We start from the raw sequence: 14736 nt of genomic DNA, 5'->3' as shown, positions 1-14736 counted from the left end.
TGGCATTTTTTCCAGTTGTCATATAGGAACGTTTGTTCTATAATGGAAATCAGTATTTTATCCTATTATCGTCATTTAATATCTTTTCGTGAAGGCTTTTCATAAAAAAACCTCATTCTTTTTCAGAATGAGGTTTGTGAAATCAGCTTAGTTTGCGTTTAGGAAGCTTGTCCATATTATCAAGCATGACACCTGTGCCGATGGCTACGCAATCCATTGGATTTTCAGCAACGAGGACCGGTACCCTCAGCTCTTCGGCAAGCAGCTGGTCAAGGCCGTTTAAGAGCGCGCCTCCGCCGGTAATAATAACGCCGCGGTCAATGATATCAGCAGAAAGTTCAGGCGGTGTTCTTTCAAGCACTTGTTTCGCAGCCTGAACAATAACAGCGACAGATTCACGAAGGGCCTCTTCAACTTCTTTACTGTTGACTGTAATTGTTCTTGGAAGACCGGAAACCATGTCCCGTCCGCGAATGGAAATTTCCTCGTGACGTGCGTCTGGGAAAACCGTTGCGACTTTAATCTTAATATCCTCCGCAGTACGTTCGCCGATCAGCAGCTTGTACTCGCGTTTGATATAATTTAAGATTTCCATGTCAAACTTGTCCCCAGCCATTTTAATAGAAGAGGAGGTGACAATATCGCCCATTGAAATAACCGCGATATCCGTCGTACCGCCTCCGATGTCTACAACCATGTTACCGCTTGGCTGGAATATTTCCATACCCGCGCCGATAGCGGCAACTTTAGGTTCTTCTTCAAGGTATACATGTTTCCCGCCGCTTTTTTCTGCAGCTTCTTTGATTGCTTTTTGCTCAACAGATGTAATATTCGTCGGGCAGCAAATGAGCATGCGCGGCTTTGAAAACAGGCCTTTTACATTTAGCTTGTTAATAAAATGTTTCAGCATTGCTTCTGTTACTTCAAAGTCAGCAATAACTCCGTCTTTCAGCGGGCGAATCGCAACAATATTCCCAGGTGTACGTCCAACCATTCGTCTTGCCTCTTCGCCAACCGCCAGCACTTTGCCGCTGTTTTTATCAAGTGCAACTACGGAAGGTTCATTCAGAACAATTCCTTTACCTTTAACATGGATCAGTACATTTGCAGTACCGAGGTCAATACCAATATCCCTTGCAAACATCTATTTATATCCTCCTTGAAAATCTGTTTCACAGTAAATATCCACATTGTGCCCTAATTATATATATTATCATAAAATATAGAAAAAAAGTTGGAAGCACATTAAGTTCTTTACAAATTTTTGCGGATGTTTTATGAACGATTTCAAGAAGACAACGCCAGGCGATTACGATTGCTGAACAGGCTCTCCCTCAAGTATTTCATCTTTTTTATATTTGAGTTTTGTCGCTTCTCCTCCTCTTAAATGCCTGATGGATTTATGATAATCGAGTATTTCTTTCACTTCGTTTGCCAAGTCGGGGTTAATTTCAGGCAGACGCTCTGTTAAATCCTTGTGTACTGTACTTTTGGAAACACCAAATTCCTTCGCAATGACACGAACGGTTTTCTTTGTCTCCACGATGTACTTCCCTATCTTGATTGTTCGCTCTTTGATGTAATCGTGCACACCACTCGACCTCCCTAAAATGGATGTGAGAAGTGTGAAATGAGATCCGTATTCTGTAAAGAGTCATTCATTATGCCGCTTCTTCGTTGTATGGTTTTAAAAGTAAGTTTGTGAAATATGCCCACGATCCCTCACCTCAAACACTCTCTTTGTTAGGTTTGTAACAGTGTATTAGCATTCTTTTGGGAATATGCTAAAAACTCAATAAGGACAAGGGGTGAAACGAACTTTTTCAGCGTCAGCAAACTATTTCGCGTCACTAAATTTTCATCTTTACATCTATCCACCGCTCCTGTAGAATGAAATAAGCAATTAGTTACTTAGGTAAGTTTTTTAGAAGGAGACAGACATGACCTACGTCAACAGACACCTCATTCATCAAATCAACCAAAGCGCCCGCCTGATTGCCAAGAAAGCCAATGAACAGCTGGAGCCATTCGGCCTTTATTCATCTCAATGGTCAGTTTTATATTGTTTGCGTACGATCGGACCAATGACTCAAAAAGAAATTTGGTCCTATTTAAATGTGGAAGCGCCGACTGTCACACGGACGATCAAACGCCTGGAGGAGAACGGCTGGGTCCAGAGACGGCAAGGTGAAGACAAACGGGAAAAACTTGTTGTCCTCACCAAAGAAGCCGAGAAAAAATACGAAGAAATCAATGTGAAAATGCTGAAATTCGAGGAAGAGCTGCTTGCAGATTTCCGGGATGAAGATAAAGAAGCCTTTTCTCATTTATTCCGCATGTTTTTACAACAATGATAATAAGGAAGTGACATACATTTGAAAAAAGCGGATGCGATATGGACCAAGGATTTTATTATGGTCCTGCTTGTCAATTTATTTGTGTTTGTGTTCTTTTATACATTTTTAACTGTATTGCCGATCTATACGCTTCAAGAGCTTGGCGGCACAGAATCACAAGGCGGGCTTTTAATCAGCCTGTTCCTTCTGTCTGCGATCATTACTCGGCCATTCTCCGGAGCCATTATTGAGCGTTTCGGGAAGAAAAGAATGGCGATTGTATCGATGGCGTTATTCGCCCTATCATCTTTTCTGTATATGCCGATTCATAACTTTTCCCTGCTGCTCGGATTGCGGTTCTTCCAAGGGATTTGGTTCAGCATTTTAACGACTGTCACAGGTGCAATTGCCGCTGATATTATTCCAGCCAAACGGCGCGGTGAAGGGCTTGGATACTTTGCCATGTCCATGAACCTGGCTATGGCGATCGGGCCTTTCCTTGGCCTGAATTTGATGAGGGTGGTCAGCTTCCCTGTATTCTTTACAGCCTTTGCGCTGTTTATGGTTGCGGGCTTACTTGTTTCGTTCTTAATAAAAGTGCCGCAAAGTAAAGACAGCGGCACGACTGTATTCCGTTTTGCGTTCTCGGATATGTTTGAAAAAGGCGCACTCAAAATTGCGACGGTCGGTTTGTTTATTTCTTTCTGTTATTCAACTGTTACATCATATCTGTCTGTATTCGCCAAATCAGTTGATCTTTCGGATATCAGCGGATATTTCTTTGTTTGCTTTGCGGTGACAATGATGATTGCACGTCCGTTCACAGGGAAACTGTTCGACAAAGTCGGACCTGGCATTGTCATTTACCCATCAATCCTGATTTTCTCTGTGGGACTCTGCATGCTGTCCTTCACACACAGCGGCTTGATGCTTCTGCTTTCAGGAGCGGTTATCGGGCTTGGATACGGATCAATCGTTCCATGTATGCAAACATTGGCGATCCAGAAATCTCCGGCTCACCGCTCAGGTTTTGCAACAGCAACGTTCTTTACCTTCTTTGACAGCGGAATTGCTGTAGGATCGTATGTATTCGGATTGTTTGTAGCATCTGCCGGCTTCTCTGCCATTTATTTATCAGCGGGTCTGTTCGTTTTAATTGCTCTGCTTCTCTACACGTGGAGCCAGAGAAAACCTGCTGAGGCTGAAGGAAAAGTATCTATCGCAGAATAACTTGTCAGACTGCCGGGAAATCCCGGCAGTCTTTTTTGCATATAAAAAAAGGCGTTCCGCTCGATTGAACGAGAGAACGCCGCTTATAGCAATTATTCAATGACTTTCCGCGCAGGTGAATCAGGATCTAGCGTAAAGTCATACGACTCTTCATCACGATACATCGGATCGGCATAAATGGATTGCGAATCGTTATTTGTTGCTTTTCGATACGACGAAAACGAATCATATTCTTTCTTTTTCCACATCCATATGCCGTCTTGATCCGCTTCCTTGTGGTACACGTTATGATTGACCGTATTTCCTTCATTTTCAGTAAAATCGTTTCCGATAAATAATCTGGAATCACCGGCCGTCAAAATATTCTTTTCAATAGTGTTGTTTTTCGTATCGTACTGCAGCAGCAGCTGTCCGCCGTACAGTCCCTTTGTGTCATTCCGGTACATAATATTGCGGGCAATCAGAGAATTGCTGGTGCCGCCCCGCTTTTTGTCATATCCTCCGATTGAAATACCGGTGTACGCATTGTTGTACACTTTGTTATCTGTGATCTGAATGGCATTTGCATACTTTCCTTTGTGTTCAGATGTTGCTTCAATCCCAATATCGTTATCGTAAACTGTGTTGTTCTTAATCTCGATACCGTGTCCGCCATCGACATAAATCCCGCCCGCTGAGTAGTCGTCCCCATAGGCAGGATTGCCGTAAGTCGAGTTTTGATAAACCGTATTGTTTTCCACGACACCGTTTCGCACGTAATCGTTTTTATCCGCGGTTCCCTCATAACCAATTAGGTCAATCCCGATGTTGTTATTATTGCGGACCACATTGCCTGCAACAGTGAAGCCATCGATATTTCCGTTCAGCACAACTGCTTCACTCGCTCCAAGCGTCAGATTCTCAACTGTATTGTCTTCGATTCGGATGTCCTTCATGCTGCCAGTCCCATAAACTGCGATTCCGTGGGCATTTCCTTCATCCGCTGTTGTTTTAATCCCCTGGATATGATTATCCTTGATGGCGATATGACTGCTGGACCCTGACACATAAATCCCCATAGCAGTTGCTTCCTCAGATGAAACAGAAAGATCTTGAATCGTTAAACCGCTGATGGCAATGTCATGTTTATCGTGAATGCGAATCAGCGGTGTTTCATATTCAGCGTTCGCAACGGATTCACCGGTAATCACGACGTTTTCATTTTCATAGTTTCGGAACGTGATAGGCTTTCCGTTCGTACCGCTGTGCTTCACATCAAGGATTTCATGATACGTGCCCTCCCGAATCATGACGGTTGTGCCGGCAGCAGCCTTCTCAGATGCGTGTGCCAATGTACGAAACGGTTTTTCTTTTGTTCCTTCATTTTGATCACTGCCATTTGGCGAAACATATAGGCAGTCTTCATCTCTTTCCTCATTCGCTTTTGTCTCATCAAAAACGAAAGCGAAGATGCCCAACGCTAAAACACCTGCCAAATGAATAAAATACCTTTTTCTCATTTTCGATTCCCATTTCGTTTTAGAATAGATTTCTAAAACCATTATAAATGCTCTATTTATGGAAAACCATTTCAAAAATATGAAAATATACCGTTTATATAGATTTTATTCAGCCTGGCGGACCTGTGCAGGTTCAACCGTTTCAATCGCCGACGATGCAGGCGGGTGAACACGCATCAGAACAATGTAGAAAAGAAAGGAGATCAGCACACCTACAAACCAAGAAATATCGTATAAGCTCTTTAATGCAGGAACATACATGCCAATCAGCGAAATCAGCGCCCCTAACATTGTGGCTGCAAACGCACGGTAATTGTAGCCCTTCCAATACACATACCGTCCTGTTTCGGAATACAGGTCATCTACCGAGAGCTCACGTTTGCGAATGATAAAATAGTCGGCCATCATCACGCCTGCCACCGGTCCAAGCATGCCGCCTATTAAGCCGAGAAACGCATACACGCTTGTCGCACTCTCCATCAGCTTCCACGGAACCGTAAATAAAGCGAGCAATGCTGTGATAAAGCTGCCGCGTTTGAAATTGATATATTTCGGCAGGGCATTCGCTATATCATAAGCGGGCGATACGATGTTCGCCGCGACATTTACAGAGATCGTGGCGATGCAGAGCGTGATCACGGACAAGGCGATGACATAAGGGTTATCAAACCGCGCCAAAATATCGACAACATCCCAAATCGGTTTTCCGAACGCGACCTGCGAGCCGGAGGTCACCGTAATACTGGCGAAAGCAAACAGCGCGAATGTTCCCGGCAAACCGTAAAATTGCCCTTTGATTTGCTCCTTTTGCGTTTCAGCAAACCTTGTAAAATCAGGTATATTTAAAATTAATGTCGCCCAGATGCCGATGATGCCGGTCACTCCGGCAGCAAACGGCCAGAATGTTTCTGAGAACGTATGGAACTTTCCTGGCTGAGAGTATATCGGCCCCAATCCTCCGGCAATATCGACGGCCCACCATACCATGCCGCCAAATACCAGATACACTAAAGGCCCTGCCCATACCTCAAAACGTTTAATTGACTCCATGCCATGATGCAATACGAGTAAATGAACGGCCCAAAAGAATACAAAAGAAAGCAAACCAGACAAGTGAATGCCGAGAATGTTCCACTCGCCGCCAATTTCACCCCAGCCCGGCCACATATTCAAAAGCAAAATGTTCAGTGCCGTGCTGCCCGCAAAGGTCTGGATGCCAAGCCACATGATGGCTGTAAACGCCCTCAGAAGCGCAGGGATATTTGCGCCGTATATCCCGTAAGAAGCCCGGATGATCACTGGAAACGGCAGCCCGTATTTTGTCCCCGCATGGCCGTTTAAGGCAAGAGCGCCAAATAAGATAAGCGATGCCGTAATAATGATCGCCAGCACCTGCCAAGGCGAAAGGCCGATCGCAATTAATCCTCCCACCGTCGCGTATGTCGGTATATTATGTATACATCCCATCCAAATGGAGGCAAAGTTCATTGCTCTCCATGTCCGTTTTTCCTGCCCCAAAGGCACCAGATCTTCATTGCTCAGCCTGTTGGATTGCTGCTGACTCTCTTTTAATTTCATAGCCGGCTCCCCTTTCGATATTGTCTGCTTTCCATTTCATGTATCGTTTTCTGACATTCGATGTCACTTAATATAACTGAAGAATCAGACAATAACATTGGCTATGATGTACAATTTTCTTATTTGTATTTGAACAGCCTAAACAAGAAAAAGAGACAGACCCTCAGAGCCCGTCTCTTTCTCAAGATGCAGTTTTCATTAATGCAGCAAATCTCACAGCCATTAATAGGCTTGCTCCCCCCGTGATGATCATAATGATTCCCATCATATCAAAATGGGCTGCCGTGATTTCTTTACCAAAAAGAATGCCAAGGATCACCGAAGACAAAATCGATCCTAGGTAACGGCAGGTTTGAAACAGTCCGGAAGTCGTTCCTACCATGTTGGAAGGACTCGTTTTCAGCATTGCTGCCTGAAGCGCGACATTTCCCAGTCCGTAGCCTATGCCCAAGAGCGATAGAATGAGGCCTTTCCCAATGGTCTCGACATTGATGAAAAAGATGGTTAAGAGCACAGCTCCAGCCGTCATCAAAAGCGCTCCAGCAAAGATTGGCTTGACAACACCTGATCGGTCGATCCATTTGCCCGTAACAGGTGACACAATGATGCTCATTCCAGACATAAACAGCATAAACAGGCCGCTCGTTTGAACAGAAAGATGCATTTCATCCTGAAAATAACTTGGCAGACCAAAAAATAAACAATAGAAGAAAACATTCAGCAAAATAAATTGAACATATACAGCTGACAGGTTTCGCTGTGTTTTAAACAGACGGACATCAATGAAGGGCTTATCCGTTTTCAGCTCGCGCCAGACAAACGCACAGAGCAGAAGCACGCCAAGCACACCTTCAACCGCATGCGGCGTTGTGCTGAACGACAGCAGGAAGGATAGAAGGAAAATGATTCCCCCGGCAAATAAAACAATTCCAAGAATGTCGAGCTGCCGAATAATCGTTTTGATTCCTGCCCCTTTTTTCTGATCTTTCGGGAACATATACAGGCCCAAAAAGAAGCTGAGGATAATAAACGGCAAATTAACGATAAAGATCGCCGGCCAGCCGCCCCACACAATTAAAAACCCGCCGACTGTCGGCCCCAGCGCCGTCATGGCGGACGCAAAGATAGAAAGTACAGCCAAGGCTGAAGCTTGGCGCTCATGAATATGATTCCGAATCAATCCGACGCCTGACGGATAAATCGCACTGCTCCCCACCGATTGAAACAGCCGCATGACCAATAATGTCATAAATGTTGGCGCAAACGGTGCTCCGATGGCTGAAACCGCTACAAGAATAAGCCCGAATAAAAACAAGCGTTTCCGCCCAATTAAATCACCGAGCTTTCCCGTTACAGGCTGCGCTACGGCACTTGCCAGGTAAAACGAGGAAATCAGCCAAGAAACCGTTGTAAACGAGAGGCGAAACTCATGCTGGATACTATGGAGCGCGAGAGAAATCATAGATGAGTTCAGCGGATTCAGCATTGTTCCCGAAGCCACCGCTGTTAAAAATACAGCCCGGCTTTTTTTCGATAACATCATTTCACTTGTTCCAGAAATTCTTCCGTTGTCCGCGATTTACCGATTCTCGGGAAAATAAAGCGCAGTGTAGCTTCATGCTCTTCATCGCTAAACGTGGACATGGCATCTGTAATAAAAATCTGCTGATAGCCAAGCTGAAAGGCCTCGCGCGCTGTACTTTCCACCCCGATGTTCGTTGCAATGCCGCACAGTACAATCGTATCAATGCCGCGGCGTCTCAGCTGCAAGTCTAAATCCGTGCCAAAAAACGCACCCCACTGCCGTTTTGTCACCGTGTAATCTCTATCCTGCACACCGATTTCCGGAACAAATTCGGCCCAGTCCGCCGGCATCTCCCTTGAACCTTCCTGCGCGGGCTCATCCGTTTGCGGCTTTAGAGCGTCGGCTCCATCGTGAAAGGCTACATTTACAAAGCTGATGAACCCGTTCTGTTTCCGAAATTCATCTACAAGCTTTTTCGCATTCGGAACAACCTGGCCACTTTGATCAATCGGCACAATTCCCTTTTGTAAATCAATGATCACCAATGCTGTTTTTTGAAAATCAATGTTGAGTGTATTCATCATACGTCTCCTCCTGATACTGTTAGTGTTTCTCACATCGCATATTTTACTCTTCACACTGCCTAAGTTCTTTTTTGATGCTTGTGAAATTCTCAGAAGGAGCGTTTTCTCATGATTTTTCTTTTATGTAATAGTAACAAGTTGTGCATACGAACAAACCGGCAAGCACTGTAATCATAAGGGGCGTCATCACTTCATCACCTGCCTGCCGTCTATCGGTTCCTGCCTGAAAATGCCTATGAATTTGCGGCGATCCACCCAAAGCAGGACGAGACACATAACCATTAATATCGTGCTAAGATCCTGCACACCAATATCAAAACAATAGTTAATCAAGACGATGTTCACTATAATGGGCATAAAAATAACTGCCCCTAATGCAGCCGTTCGCGGAATCAGTAATAAAACAGCTGCTAGGATTTCACCAAAACCTATAAACAATTCATAGACATGAGAATAACCGAAAAATGTCCACGCGATGGTAAACCCCTTCCCGGCAGCCGCCTCGATTTCAGGCGTCACCTCGCCAAACTGGCCAATCACCACTTTCGCCAAACCATACACGAAAAAATTAAAGGCTAAAAACAATCGGAACGTCGCGGGAATCGACTTACATACCGCTCTCCTCAACCTGCCGCCTTTATTCATCATACATCCCCCTCAGTGTATTATTTGATGTAGTACACTTAATACAGTATAGAGCTTTCTAATCAATGTCAATTCCCTTTTCCGCTCATATGAACAGCTTCTTTTATAGATATAAAGTCTTATATCATAAAAAATGCTGTTCTTCTTTCTTTCCATCCCTCGATAACATTCCCTGAAAAACCATGTTAGGAAATCTTACATGAAAATGTTTTATCGTTCTTTTTTCTCTATAATGAAGAACTATAATAATTGCTTTTTATTCTGAAAGATACGGAGGAATGAGACATGCAAATGGGCGATACAGTTTTTATGTTCTTTTGCGCTTTACTCGTGTGGCTGATGACCCCGGGATTAGCGTTATTTTATGGTGGGATGGTAAAAAGCAAAAATGTGCTGAGCACTGCCATGCACAGTTTCTCTTCCATTGCCATCGTTTCCATCGTTTGGGTGCTGTTCGGATATACACTTGCCTTCGCACCAGGCAATTCCATCATTGGCGGACTGGAGTGGGCAGGCCTCAAAGGGGTCGGATTTGATCCGGGAGATTACAGCGATACCATTCCCCACTCGTTATTCATGATGTTCCAAATGACGTTCGCTGTCCTGACTACAGCGATTATTTCCGGGGCTTTCGCAGAGCGGATGCGATTCGGCGCTTTTCTTTTATTCTCGGTTTTATGGTCCTCTTTGGTTTACACACCCGTAGCGCATTGGGTATGGGGCGGCGGCTGGATCGGCCAGCTAGGGGCGCTCGATTTCGCCGGCGGCAATGTTGTTCATATTTCCTCCGGTGTGGCAGGACTTGTTCTTGCTATTGTGCTAGGCAAACGGAAAGACGGCACAGCGTCTTCTCCGCATAACCTTATTTACACCTTCTTAGGAGGAGCCTTGATTTGGTTCGGCTGGTTCGGCTTTAACGTCGGCAGCGCTTTGACCTTAGATGGCGTGGCCATGTATGCCTTCATCAACACAAACACCGCGGCAGCAGCCGGAATTGCCGGCTGGATCTTAGTTGAGTGGATCATTAACAAAAAACCAACAATGCTCGGAGCAGTATCCGGCGCGATTGCCGGGCTTGTCGCCATTACGCCGGCAGCCGGATTTGTCACACCGTTTTCTTCCATTATTATTGGCATCATCGGCGGGGCCGTCTGTTTCTGGGGTGTATTCTCGCTGAAAAAGAAATTCGGATACGATGACGCGCTTGACGCCTTTGGCCTGCATGGGATCGGCGGGACATGGGGCGGAATCGCGACAGGATTATTCGCAACAACCTCTGTTAATTCAGCGGGAGCAAATGGGTTATTCTACGGTGACGCAAGCTTAATCTGGAAACAAATTCTCGCGATAGCCGCCACTTATGTTTTTGTATTTATTGTCACTTTCGTTATTATTAAATTTGTAAGCCTCTTCCTTCCCCTTCGTGCAACCGAAGAAGAAGAATCACTTGGGCTTGACTTGACGATGCACGGGGAAAAAGCATATCAAGATTCTATGTGAGGAGTGACGTTATGAGCGGTCAAATGTTCAAGGTAGAAATTGTAACGCGTCCGGCAAATTTTGAAAAGCTGAAGCAGGAACTCGGAAAAATCGGTGTCACCTCTCTCACCTTCTCCAATGTTCACGGCTGCGGCCTTCAAAAAGCACATACGGAGCTCTATCGAGGGGTAAAAATAGAAAGCAATGTATATGAGCGTCTAAAAATTGAAATCGTGGTCAGCAAGGTGCCTGTTGATCAAGTGACTGAGATCGCTAAAAGGGTGCTGAAAACAGGATCGCCGGGTGACGGTAAAATATTTGTCTATGAAATCAGCAATACGATCAACATCCGCACAGGCGCAGAAGGACCTGAAGCACTTTAATGGTTTAGAAGAGATCCGAAATTCCGGGTCTCTTTTTTTGCCCCCATAAATATCGCGCCCTCTTCGAATTCTCTTCAAGCGTCATTCTTTCTGACAAACTCTTTTTGATTTGAAACTTTTTATGAGTATAATGAGTCTATTATTAAAAATGTAAAAGGTGATTATTTGAACTACGAAATTTTTAAAGCCATCCATGGTCTATCTCATCACAATTCCGTTCTCGATTCTATTATGGTCTTCATCACGGAATATGCCATTGTCGCCTATGCCCTTATCCTATTGGCGATCTGGCTGTTCGGGAACACACAAAGCAGAAAAAATGTACTTTACGCAGGCATCACAGGAATTGCAGGTCTTGTGATCAACTATTTGATTACACTTGTTTATTTCGAACCGCGCCCGTTCGTTGCGCATACTGTGCATACATTGATACCGCATGCTGCGGATGCTTCATTTCCAAGTGACCACACGACAGGTGCATTAGCGATTTCTATTGCGATGCTTTTCAGAAACCGCAAAATCGGCTGGCCGCTTGTCATTTTCGGGCTTTTGACAGGCTTTTCGAGAATTTGGGTGGGACATCACTATCCGGTAGATGTATTAGGCAGCCTCGTTGTCGGCATCATTATCGGGTTCCTATTCTTTAGATTTTCAGAACTGCTTCGCCCATTCGTCGATTTGGTCGTGAGGATCTATGAAGCCATGATCAATAAACTGACGAAAAAACCAACCGATCAAAATTTCTAAAAAGACAAAAGCTGGCGTCTTTAACCAAGACAGCCGGCTTTAATATTTTTCATACATCTCTTGTTTTCTCCGCTTCGCCAACACATATAATCCATAAAACAATCCAATTCCAACAGCATCGATGAGCACATCTCGAATGCACCCGTTCCTGCTGAAGAAAAGCTGGAGAACTTCTGTGAAAAAAGCAAACGCGAATGAGCCGGCTGCAGCTGATCTTATGCTGCCCCACTGTTTCCACAGCAAATAAGTCAGCACAAAGAAGGAAAACGCGTGCCCGATTTTTTGAATACACGCTTCAGGTACAGTAAGCTCAGTAAAATCCATAACGAAAAATTGAGACAGATCAGGGTGCGGCTGAAAATGAAAAGCCACCGTTTGCGATACGACCATGCCGCTGAAGCTTTCCGTACAAACAGAAAGCAGGATAAAAAAGATCCAGCCTGCAAGCAATAGGCGGTTCATGACATAACCTCCTTTATAGTCTACGTGCCTATGTGTAACTACATAGACGATTAAATAAAGCAGAAAGTAACAAAAAAAACGCCCATCACACGGATAGACGTTTTCTAGATTAAGACTGTTCAGTGTCTTCTGTTGTGCTGCTTTCTTTAGAACCAGATTTGTCAGTTGAATCGTCCTTTTTCTCACCGGACTTTTCTTCTGTTCCTTTTTCAGTTGATCCGTCCTTTTTTTCGGAAGATTGCTGAATGGATTCTTCTGTTTCTTGTGTGGCAGCTTTTTCTTCAGCGGCTGCTGCTTTTTCAATAGAAGAAACCGGCTTGTCCATAAAGTTTAACGGATTCATTGCGACTCCATCTTTACGGATTTCAAAGTGCACGTGGTTTCCGCTGTCTTCACTGTAAAGGTTCTTGCCAGATTTTCCGATCACCTGGTTTTGTTTTACTTTGTCACCTTGCTCAACACTTACTTCAGAAAGGGATTGATACACAGTCGACAAACCGTCGGCATGTTCAACTTCCACAACATATCCCAGCACTGGATCTTTTTCAGCTTTGACAACCGTACCGCTCAGAGAAGCAGAAACATCGAAATCTTTTCCGTCTTTCTCAGCTAAGTCAATTCCTTTGCTTAGGCTGTACGTGTTATTATAGGTAACGAGTGCTGCTTCTTTCTCTTCTTTTGCGGCATCGGTTTCATAGAACTTTTTCACAACAGAAACGTTTTCAGAATCAACAACCGGCATTGCGACATTTTCCATTGACTTTCCTACTTCAACTGCATCGTCGTTGTTGTCATATGCAGAGTTTCCGCCGTTATCAGCTAACTGATCCTTTACCTCATCATTTGATACTGATTGATACCAAAGGACAGCTGTTAAAATGACGGCCGCACTGACTAAGTAAATTGCAGGGAACACCCAGCGTTTACGAAAAAACTGCTGAAGTTTTTTGACTTGAGAAGTTTTCTTTTCTTCCTCTCTCATTGTTTCATCACCTCAGCAACATTCTGAACACTTTTCTGAAAATATATACACCTATCCAAAAAAACTTTTTTTAGATGTAGTTTGCGCAGACTAATACGAAAATATGTCATTTTTTTGAGAGGAGTGCCAAATACGCATGAACATGACATTGCGTCTTGCTGAACATAAAGATCTGGAAGCTGTTGTTGCGATTTATAATTCAACGATTGCTTCTCGAATGGTAACAGCCGATACCGAACCGGTAACTCCTGAAGATCGGATGGAATGGTTTTTGGGACATACAGAGTCACGTCCGCTCTATGTTGCCGAGGACGAAAACGGAAACGTCGCTGCCTGGATCAGTTTTGAAACATTTTATGGAAGGCCGGCCTATAATAAAACTGCGGAGGTCAGCATATACATTGACGAAGCATGCCGCGGCAAAGGTGTTGGATCATTTTTGCTTCAGGAAGCGCTCCGCATTGCGCCGGATCTTGGCATCCGCTCACTTATGGCCTTCATTTTCGGACATAATAAACCAAGCCTGAAGCTGTTTGAGAAGCACGGGTTTGCAGAATGGGGACTATTCCCCGGCATTGCCGAAATGGACGGGAAAAGATACGATTTAAAAATTTTAGGGAGAGAGCTGTCATGATTAGTTTGGATAAAGATGAAAACGAAATGGAAAATCATAATGAAGAAAACAGCCCCGTTGAGCAGGAGACTGCGCCTGCGGAAAATGAGAGCCGCCAGCTGAGCGCCTCTGCTGTCAAGTCGCTATCCGCCATTGCCAAGTGGGGCAAAATTTCCGGCATCTTGTTCATTATTATGGGATCGCTTGTTACACTGTCTGCTTTAATGACAGTGATTGGCGCCATTCCGGGCGTACTGCTCATTATTTCAGGCGTATTTTTAATGCGCTCGGCAAAAGCAGCCGCTGAAGCCGAAGGAAATTTAGCCGGCAGCGCTGGCGAAAGCATGCTTGAAAATTACGCGACATTTATTAAAATGCAGCTGTTTTACGCAGCATCCAGTATCGTCACCTGCCTGATCGGAATCATTGTAACCATTTTCGTGCTGGTGATAATCGGCATTGCTGCTTTTGAAAATACCCCTTCGTATGATGATCCGGATTCTTACTATTATGAGGACGATCCGGTGTTTGAATAATGATGAAACAGGAAAGGGCATGAGTTCCGGATCAAACGGAACCATGCCTTTTTATTTGACGATTTTCCGTAAAATTGTCAATCAAAGCAGGCTGGCGTAAACACCAAGTCTTGAAGCAAGCATACAATCTATTAAAA

17 protein-coding genes are annotated in these 14736 nt (G+C 44.4%); 7 read left to right on the top strand and 10 right to left on the bottom strand.

All coding sequences use genetic code 11. From position 1 onward, the window contains the following. Positions 1-142: 142 nt before the first annotated feature. The 3 genes from mbl to BFW96_RS20920 form a co-directional block, all read right to left on the bottom strand. Positions 143-1144, bottom strand: coding sequence for a cell shape-determining protein Mbl (gene mbl, locus BFW96_RS02610; protein WP_014665668.1), 1002 nt, complete (start codon positions 1142-1144; stop codon positions 143-145). Positions 1145-1309: 165 nt separating this feature from the next. Continuing rightward, entirely contained in the window at positions 1310-1591 is a 282-nt protein-coding gene (spoIIID, locus tag BFW96_RS02605) for a sporulation transcriptional regulator SpoIIID (protein WP_003221804.1), read from the bottom strand. Positions 1592-1605: 14 nt separating this feature from the next. Then, on the bottom strand, positions 1606-1716 hold the full coding sequence (locus BFW96_RS20920) for a protein usd (RefSeq protein WP_010886628.1): 111 nt from the start codon (positions 1714-1716) through the stop codon (positions 1606-1608). A 224-nt stretch (positions 1717-1940) separates the two neighbouring features. On the opposite strand from BFW96_RS20920, the gene BFW96_RS02600 reads away from it, so the two are divergent. Both BFW96_RS02600 and BFW96_RS02595 read left to right on the top strand, forming a co-directional pair. Next, entirely contained in the window at positions 1941-2354 is a 414-nt protein-coding gene (locus BFW96_RS02600) for a MarR family winged helix-turn-helix transcriptional regulator (RefSeq protein ID WP_003235672.1), read from the top strand. 21 nt (positions 2355-2375) lie between these two features. After that, positions 2376-3566 carry an MFS transporter gene (locus tag BFW96_RS02595; protein ID WP_069838547.1) on the top strand — a complete coding sequence of 397 codons (1191 nt, stop codon included), beginning with the start codon at positions 2376-2378 and terminating at the stop codon, positions 3564-3566. Between the two features lie 92 nt (positions 3567-3658). On the opposite strand, the gene BFW96_RS02590 is transcribed toward BFW96_RS02595, so the two are convergent. The 5 genes from BFW96_RS02590 to BFW96_RS02570 all read right to left on the bottom strand — a co-directional run bounded on the left by BFW96_RS02590 (position 3659) and on the right by BFW96_RS02570 (position 9400). Then, the gene (locus BFW96_RS02590) at positions 3659-5065 is read right to left on the bottom strand and encodes a right-handed parallel beta-helix repeat-containing protein (protein ID WP_069838777.1); all 1407 of its coding nucleotides are present in this window, start codon (positions 5063-5065) and stop codon (positions 3659-3661) included. 105 nt (positions 5066-5170) lie between these two features. Then, the gene (gene pucI, locus BFW96_RS02585) at positions 5171-6643 is read right to left on the bottom strand and encodes an allantoin permease (protein ID WP_069838546.1); all 1473 of its coding nucleotides are present in this window, start codon (positions 6641-6643) and stop codon (positions 5171-5173) included. A 181-nt stretch (positions 6644-6824) separates the two neighbouring features. Further along, positions 6825-8183 carry an MFS transporter gene (locus BFW96_RS02580; RefSeq protein ID WP_069838776.1) on the bottom strand — a complete coding sequence of 453 codons (1359 nt, stop codon included), beginning with the start codon at positions 8181-8183 and terminating at the stop codon, positions 6825-6827. Continuing rightward, positions 8183-8752, bottom strand: a complete 570-nt coding sequence (locus BFW96_RS02575) for a hydrolase (protein WP_069838545.1) — start codon at positions 8750-8752, stop codon at positions 8183-8185. Before BFW96_RS02575 ends, BFW96_RS02580 begins: the two co-directional genes overlap by 1 nt. A 186-nt stretch (positions 8753-8938) precedes the next feature. Beyond that, positions 8939-9400, bottom strand: a complete 462-nt coding sequence (locus BFW96_RS02570; protein WP_083252782.1) for a hypothetical protein — start codon at positions 9398-9400, stop codon at positions 8939-8941. A 282-nt stretch (positions 9401-9682) separates the two neighbouring features. Here BFW96_RS02570 and amtB point away from each other — a divergent pair, with 282 nt between their 5' ends. The 3 genes from amtB to bcrC all read left to right on the top strand — a co-directional run bounded on the left by amtB (position 9683) and on the right by bcrC (position 12006). Further along, entirely contained in the window at positions 9683-10897 is a 1215-nt protein-coding gene (gene amtB / locus BFW96_RS02565) for an ammonium transporter AmtB (RefSeq protein WP_014665677.1), read from the top strand. 11 nt (positions 10898-10908) lie between these two features. Then, positions 10909-11259 carry a P-II family nitrogen regulator gene (locus tag BFW96_RS02560; protein WP_069838543.1) on the top strand — a complete coding sequence of 117 codons (351 nt, stop codon included), beginning with the start codon at positions 10909-10911 and terminating at the stop codon, positions 11257-11259. 165 nt (positions 11260-11424) lie between these two features. Continuing rightward, entirely contained in the window at positions 11425-12006 is a 582-nt protein-coding gene (gene bcrC / locus BFW96_RS02555) for an undecaprenyl-diphosphate phosphatase BcrC (RefSeq protein ID WP_069838542.1), read from the top strand. Positions 12007-12045: 39 nt separating this feature from the next. Here bcrC and BFW96_RS02550 read toward each other — a convergent pair whose 3' ends face one another. Together BFW96_RS02550 and spoIIQ are read right to left on the bottom strand one after the other, a co-directional pair. Beyond that, on the bottom strand, positions 12046-12468 hold the full coding sequence (locus tag BFW96_RS02550; protein WP_069838541.1) for a VanZ family protein: 423 nt from the start codon (positions 12466-12468) through the stop codon (positions 12046-12048). A gap of 109 nt (positions 12469-12577) precedes the next feature. Continuing rightward, positions 12578-13450: a stage II sporulation protein SpoIIQ gene (gene spoIIQ, locus BFW96_RS02545; protein ID WP_014481160.1), complete on the bottom strand. Its 873-nt coding sequence runs from the start codon at positions 13448-13450 to the stop codon at positions 12578-12580. Positions 13451-13592: 142 nt separating this feature from the next. On the opposite strand from spoIIQ, the gene BFW96_RS02540 reads away from it, so the two are divergent. Both BFW96_RS02540 and BFW96_RS02535 read left to right on the top strand, forming a co-directional pair. Further along, positions 13593-14084 (top strand): GNAT family N-acetyltransferase, encoded by a 492-nt coding sequence (locus BFW96_RS02540; protein ID WP_080488051.1) that lies wholly within the window; start codon positions 13593-13595, stop codon positions 14082-14084. Next, positions 14081-14599: a DUF5362 family protein gene (locus BFW96_RS02535; protein WP_069838540.1), complete on the top strand. Its 519-nt coding sequence runs from the start codon at positions 14081-14083 to the stop codon at positions 14597-14599. Before BFW96_RS02540 ends, BFW96_RS02535 begins: the two co-directional genes overlap by 4 nt. Positions 14600-14736: the final 137 nt, after the last annotated feature.

The sequence above is a fragment of the Bacillus sp. F56 genome, from assembly GCF_001748205.1.
Lineage (GTDB): Bacteria > Bacillota > Bacilli > Bacillales > Bacillaceae > Bacillus > Bacillus stercoris.
The sequence above is the reverse complement of the archived record's forward strand: the minus strand, read 5'-3'. Positions and strand labels throughout refer to the sequence as shown.

Coding starts and splice junctions, on each gene's coding strand:
- mbl (WP_014665668.1), bottom strand. CDS start 1,144: ATGTTTGCAAGGGATATTGGTATTGACCTCGGTACTGCAAATGTACTG.
- BFW96_RS02580 (WP_069838776.1), bottom strand. CDS start 8,183: ATGTTATCGAAAAAAAGCCGGGCTGTATTTTTAACAGCGGTGGCTTCG.
- BFW96_RS02590 (WP_069838777.1), bottom strand. CDS start 5,065: ATGAGAAAAAGGTATTTTATTCATTTGGCAGGTGTTTTAGCGTTGGGC.
- BFW96_RS02535 (WP_069838540.1), top strand. CDS start 14,081: ATGATTAGTTTGGATAAAGATGAAAACGAAATGGAAAATCATAATGAA.
- BFW96_RS02600 (WP_003235672.1), top strand. CDS start 1,941: ATGACCTACGTCAACAGACACCTCATTCATCAAATCAACCAAAGCGCC.
- BFW96_RS02570 (WP_083252782.1), bottom strand. CDS start 9,400: ATGATGAATAAAGGCGGCAGGTTGAGGAGAGCGGTATGTAAGTCGATT.
- BFW96_RS02575 (WP_069838545.1), bottom strand. CDS start 8,752: ATGATGAATACACTCAACATTGATTTTCAAAAAACAGCATTGGTGATC.
- spoIIQ (WP_014481160.1), bottom strand. CDS start 13,450: ATGAGAGAGGAAGAAAAGAAAACTTCTCAAGTCAAAAAACTTCAGCAG.
- BFW96_RS02540 (WP_080488051.1), top strand. CDS start 13,593: ATGACATTGCGTCTTGCTGAACATAAAGATCTGGAAGCTGTTGTTGCG.
- amtB (WP_014665677.1), top strand. CDS start 9,683: ATGCAAATGGGCGATACAGTTTTTATGTTCTTTTGCGCTTTACTCGTG.
- BFW96_RS02560 (WP_069838543.1), top strand. CDS start 10,909: ATGAGCGGTCAAATGTTCAAGGTAGAAATTGTAACGCGTCCGGCAAAT.
- pucI (WP_069838546.1), bottom strand. CDS start 6,643: ATGAAATTAAAAGAGAGTCAGCAGCAATCCAACAGGCTGAGCAATGAA.
- BFW96_RS02550 (WP_069838541.1), bottom strand. CDS start 12,468: ATGAACCGCCTATTGCTTGCAGGCTGGATCTTTTTTATCCTGCTTTCT.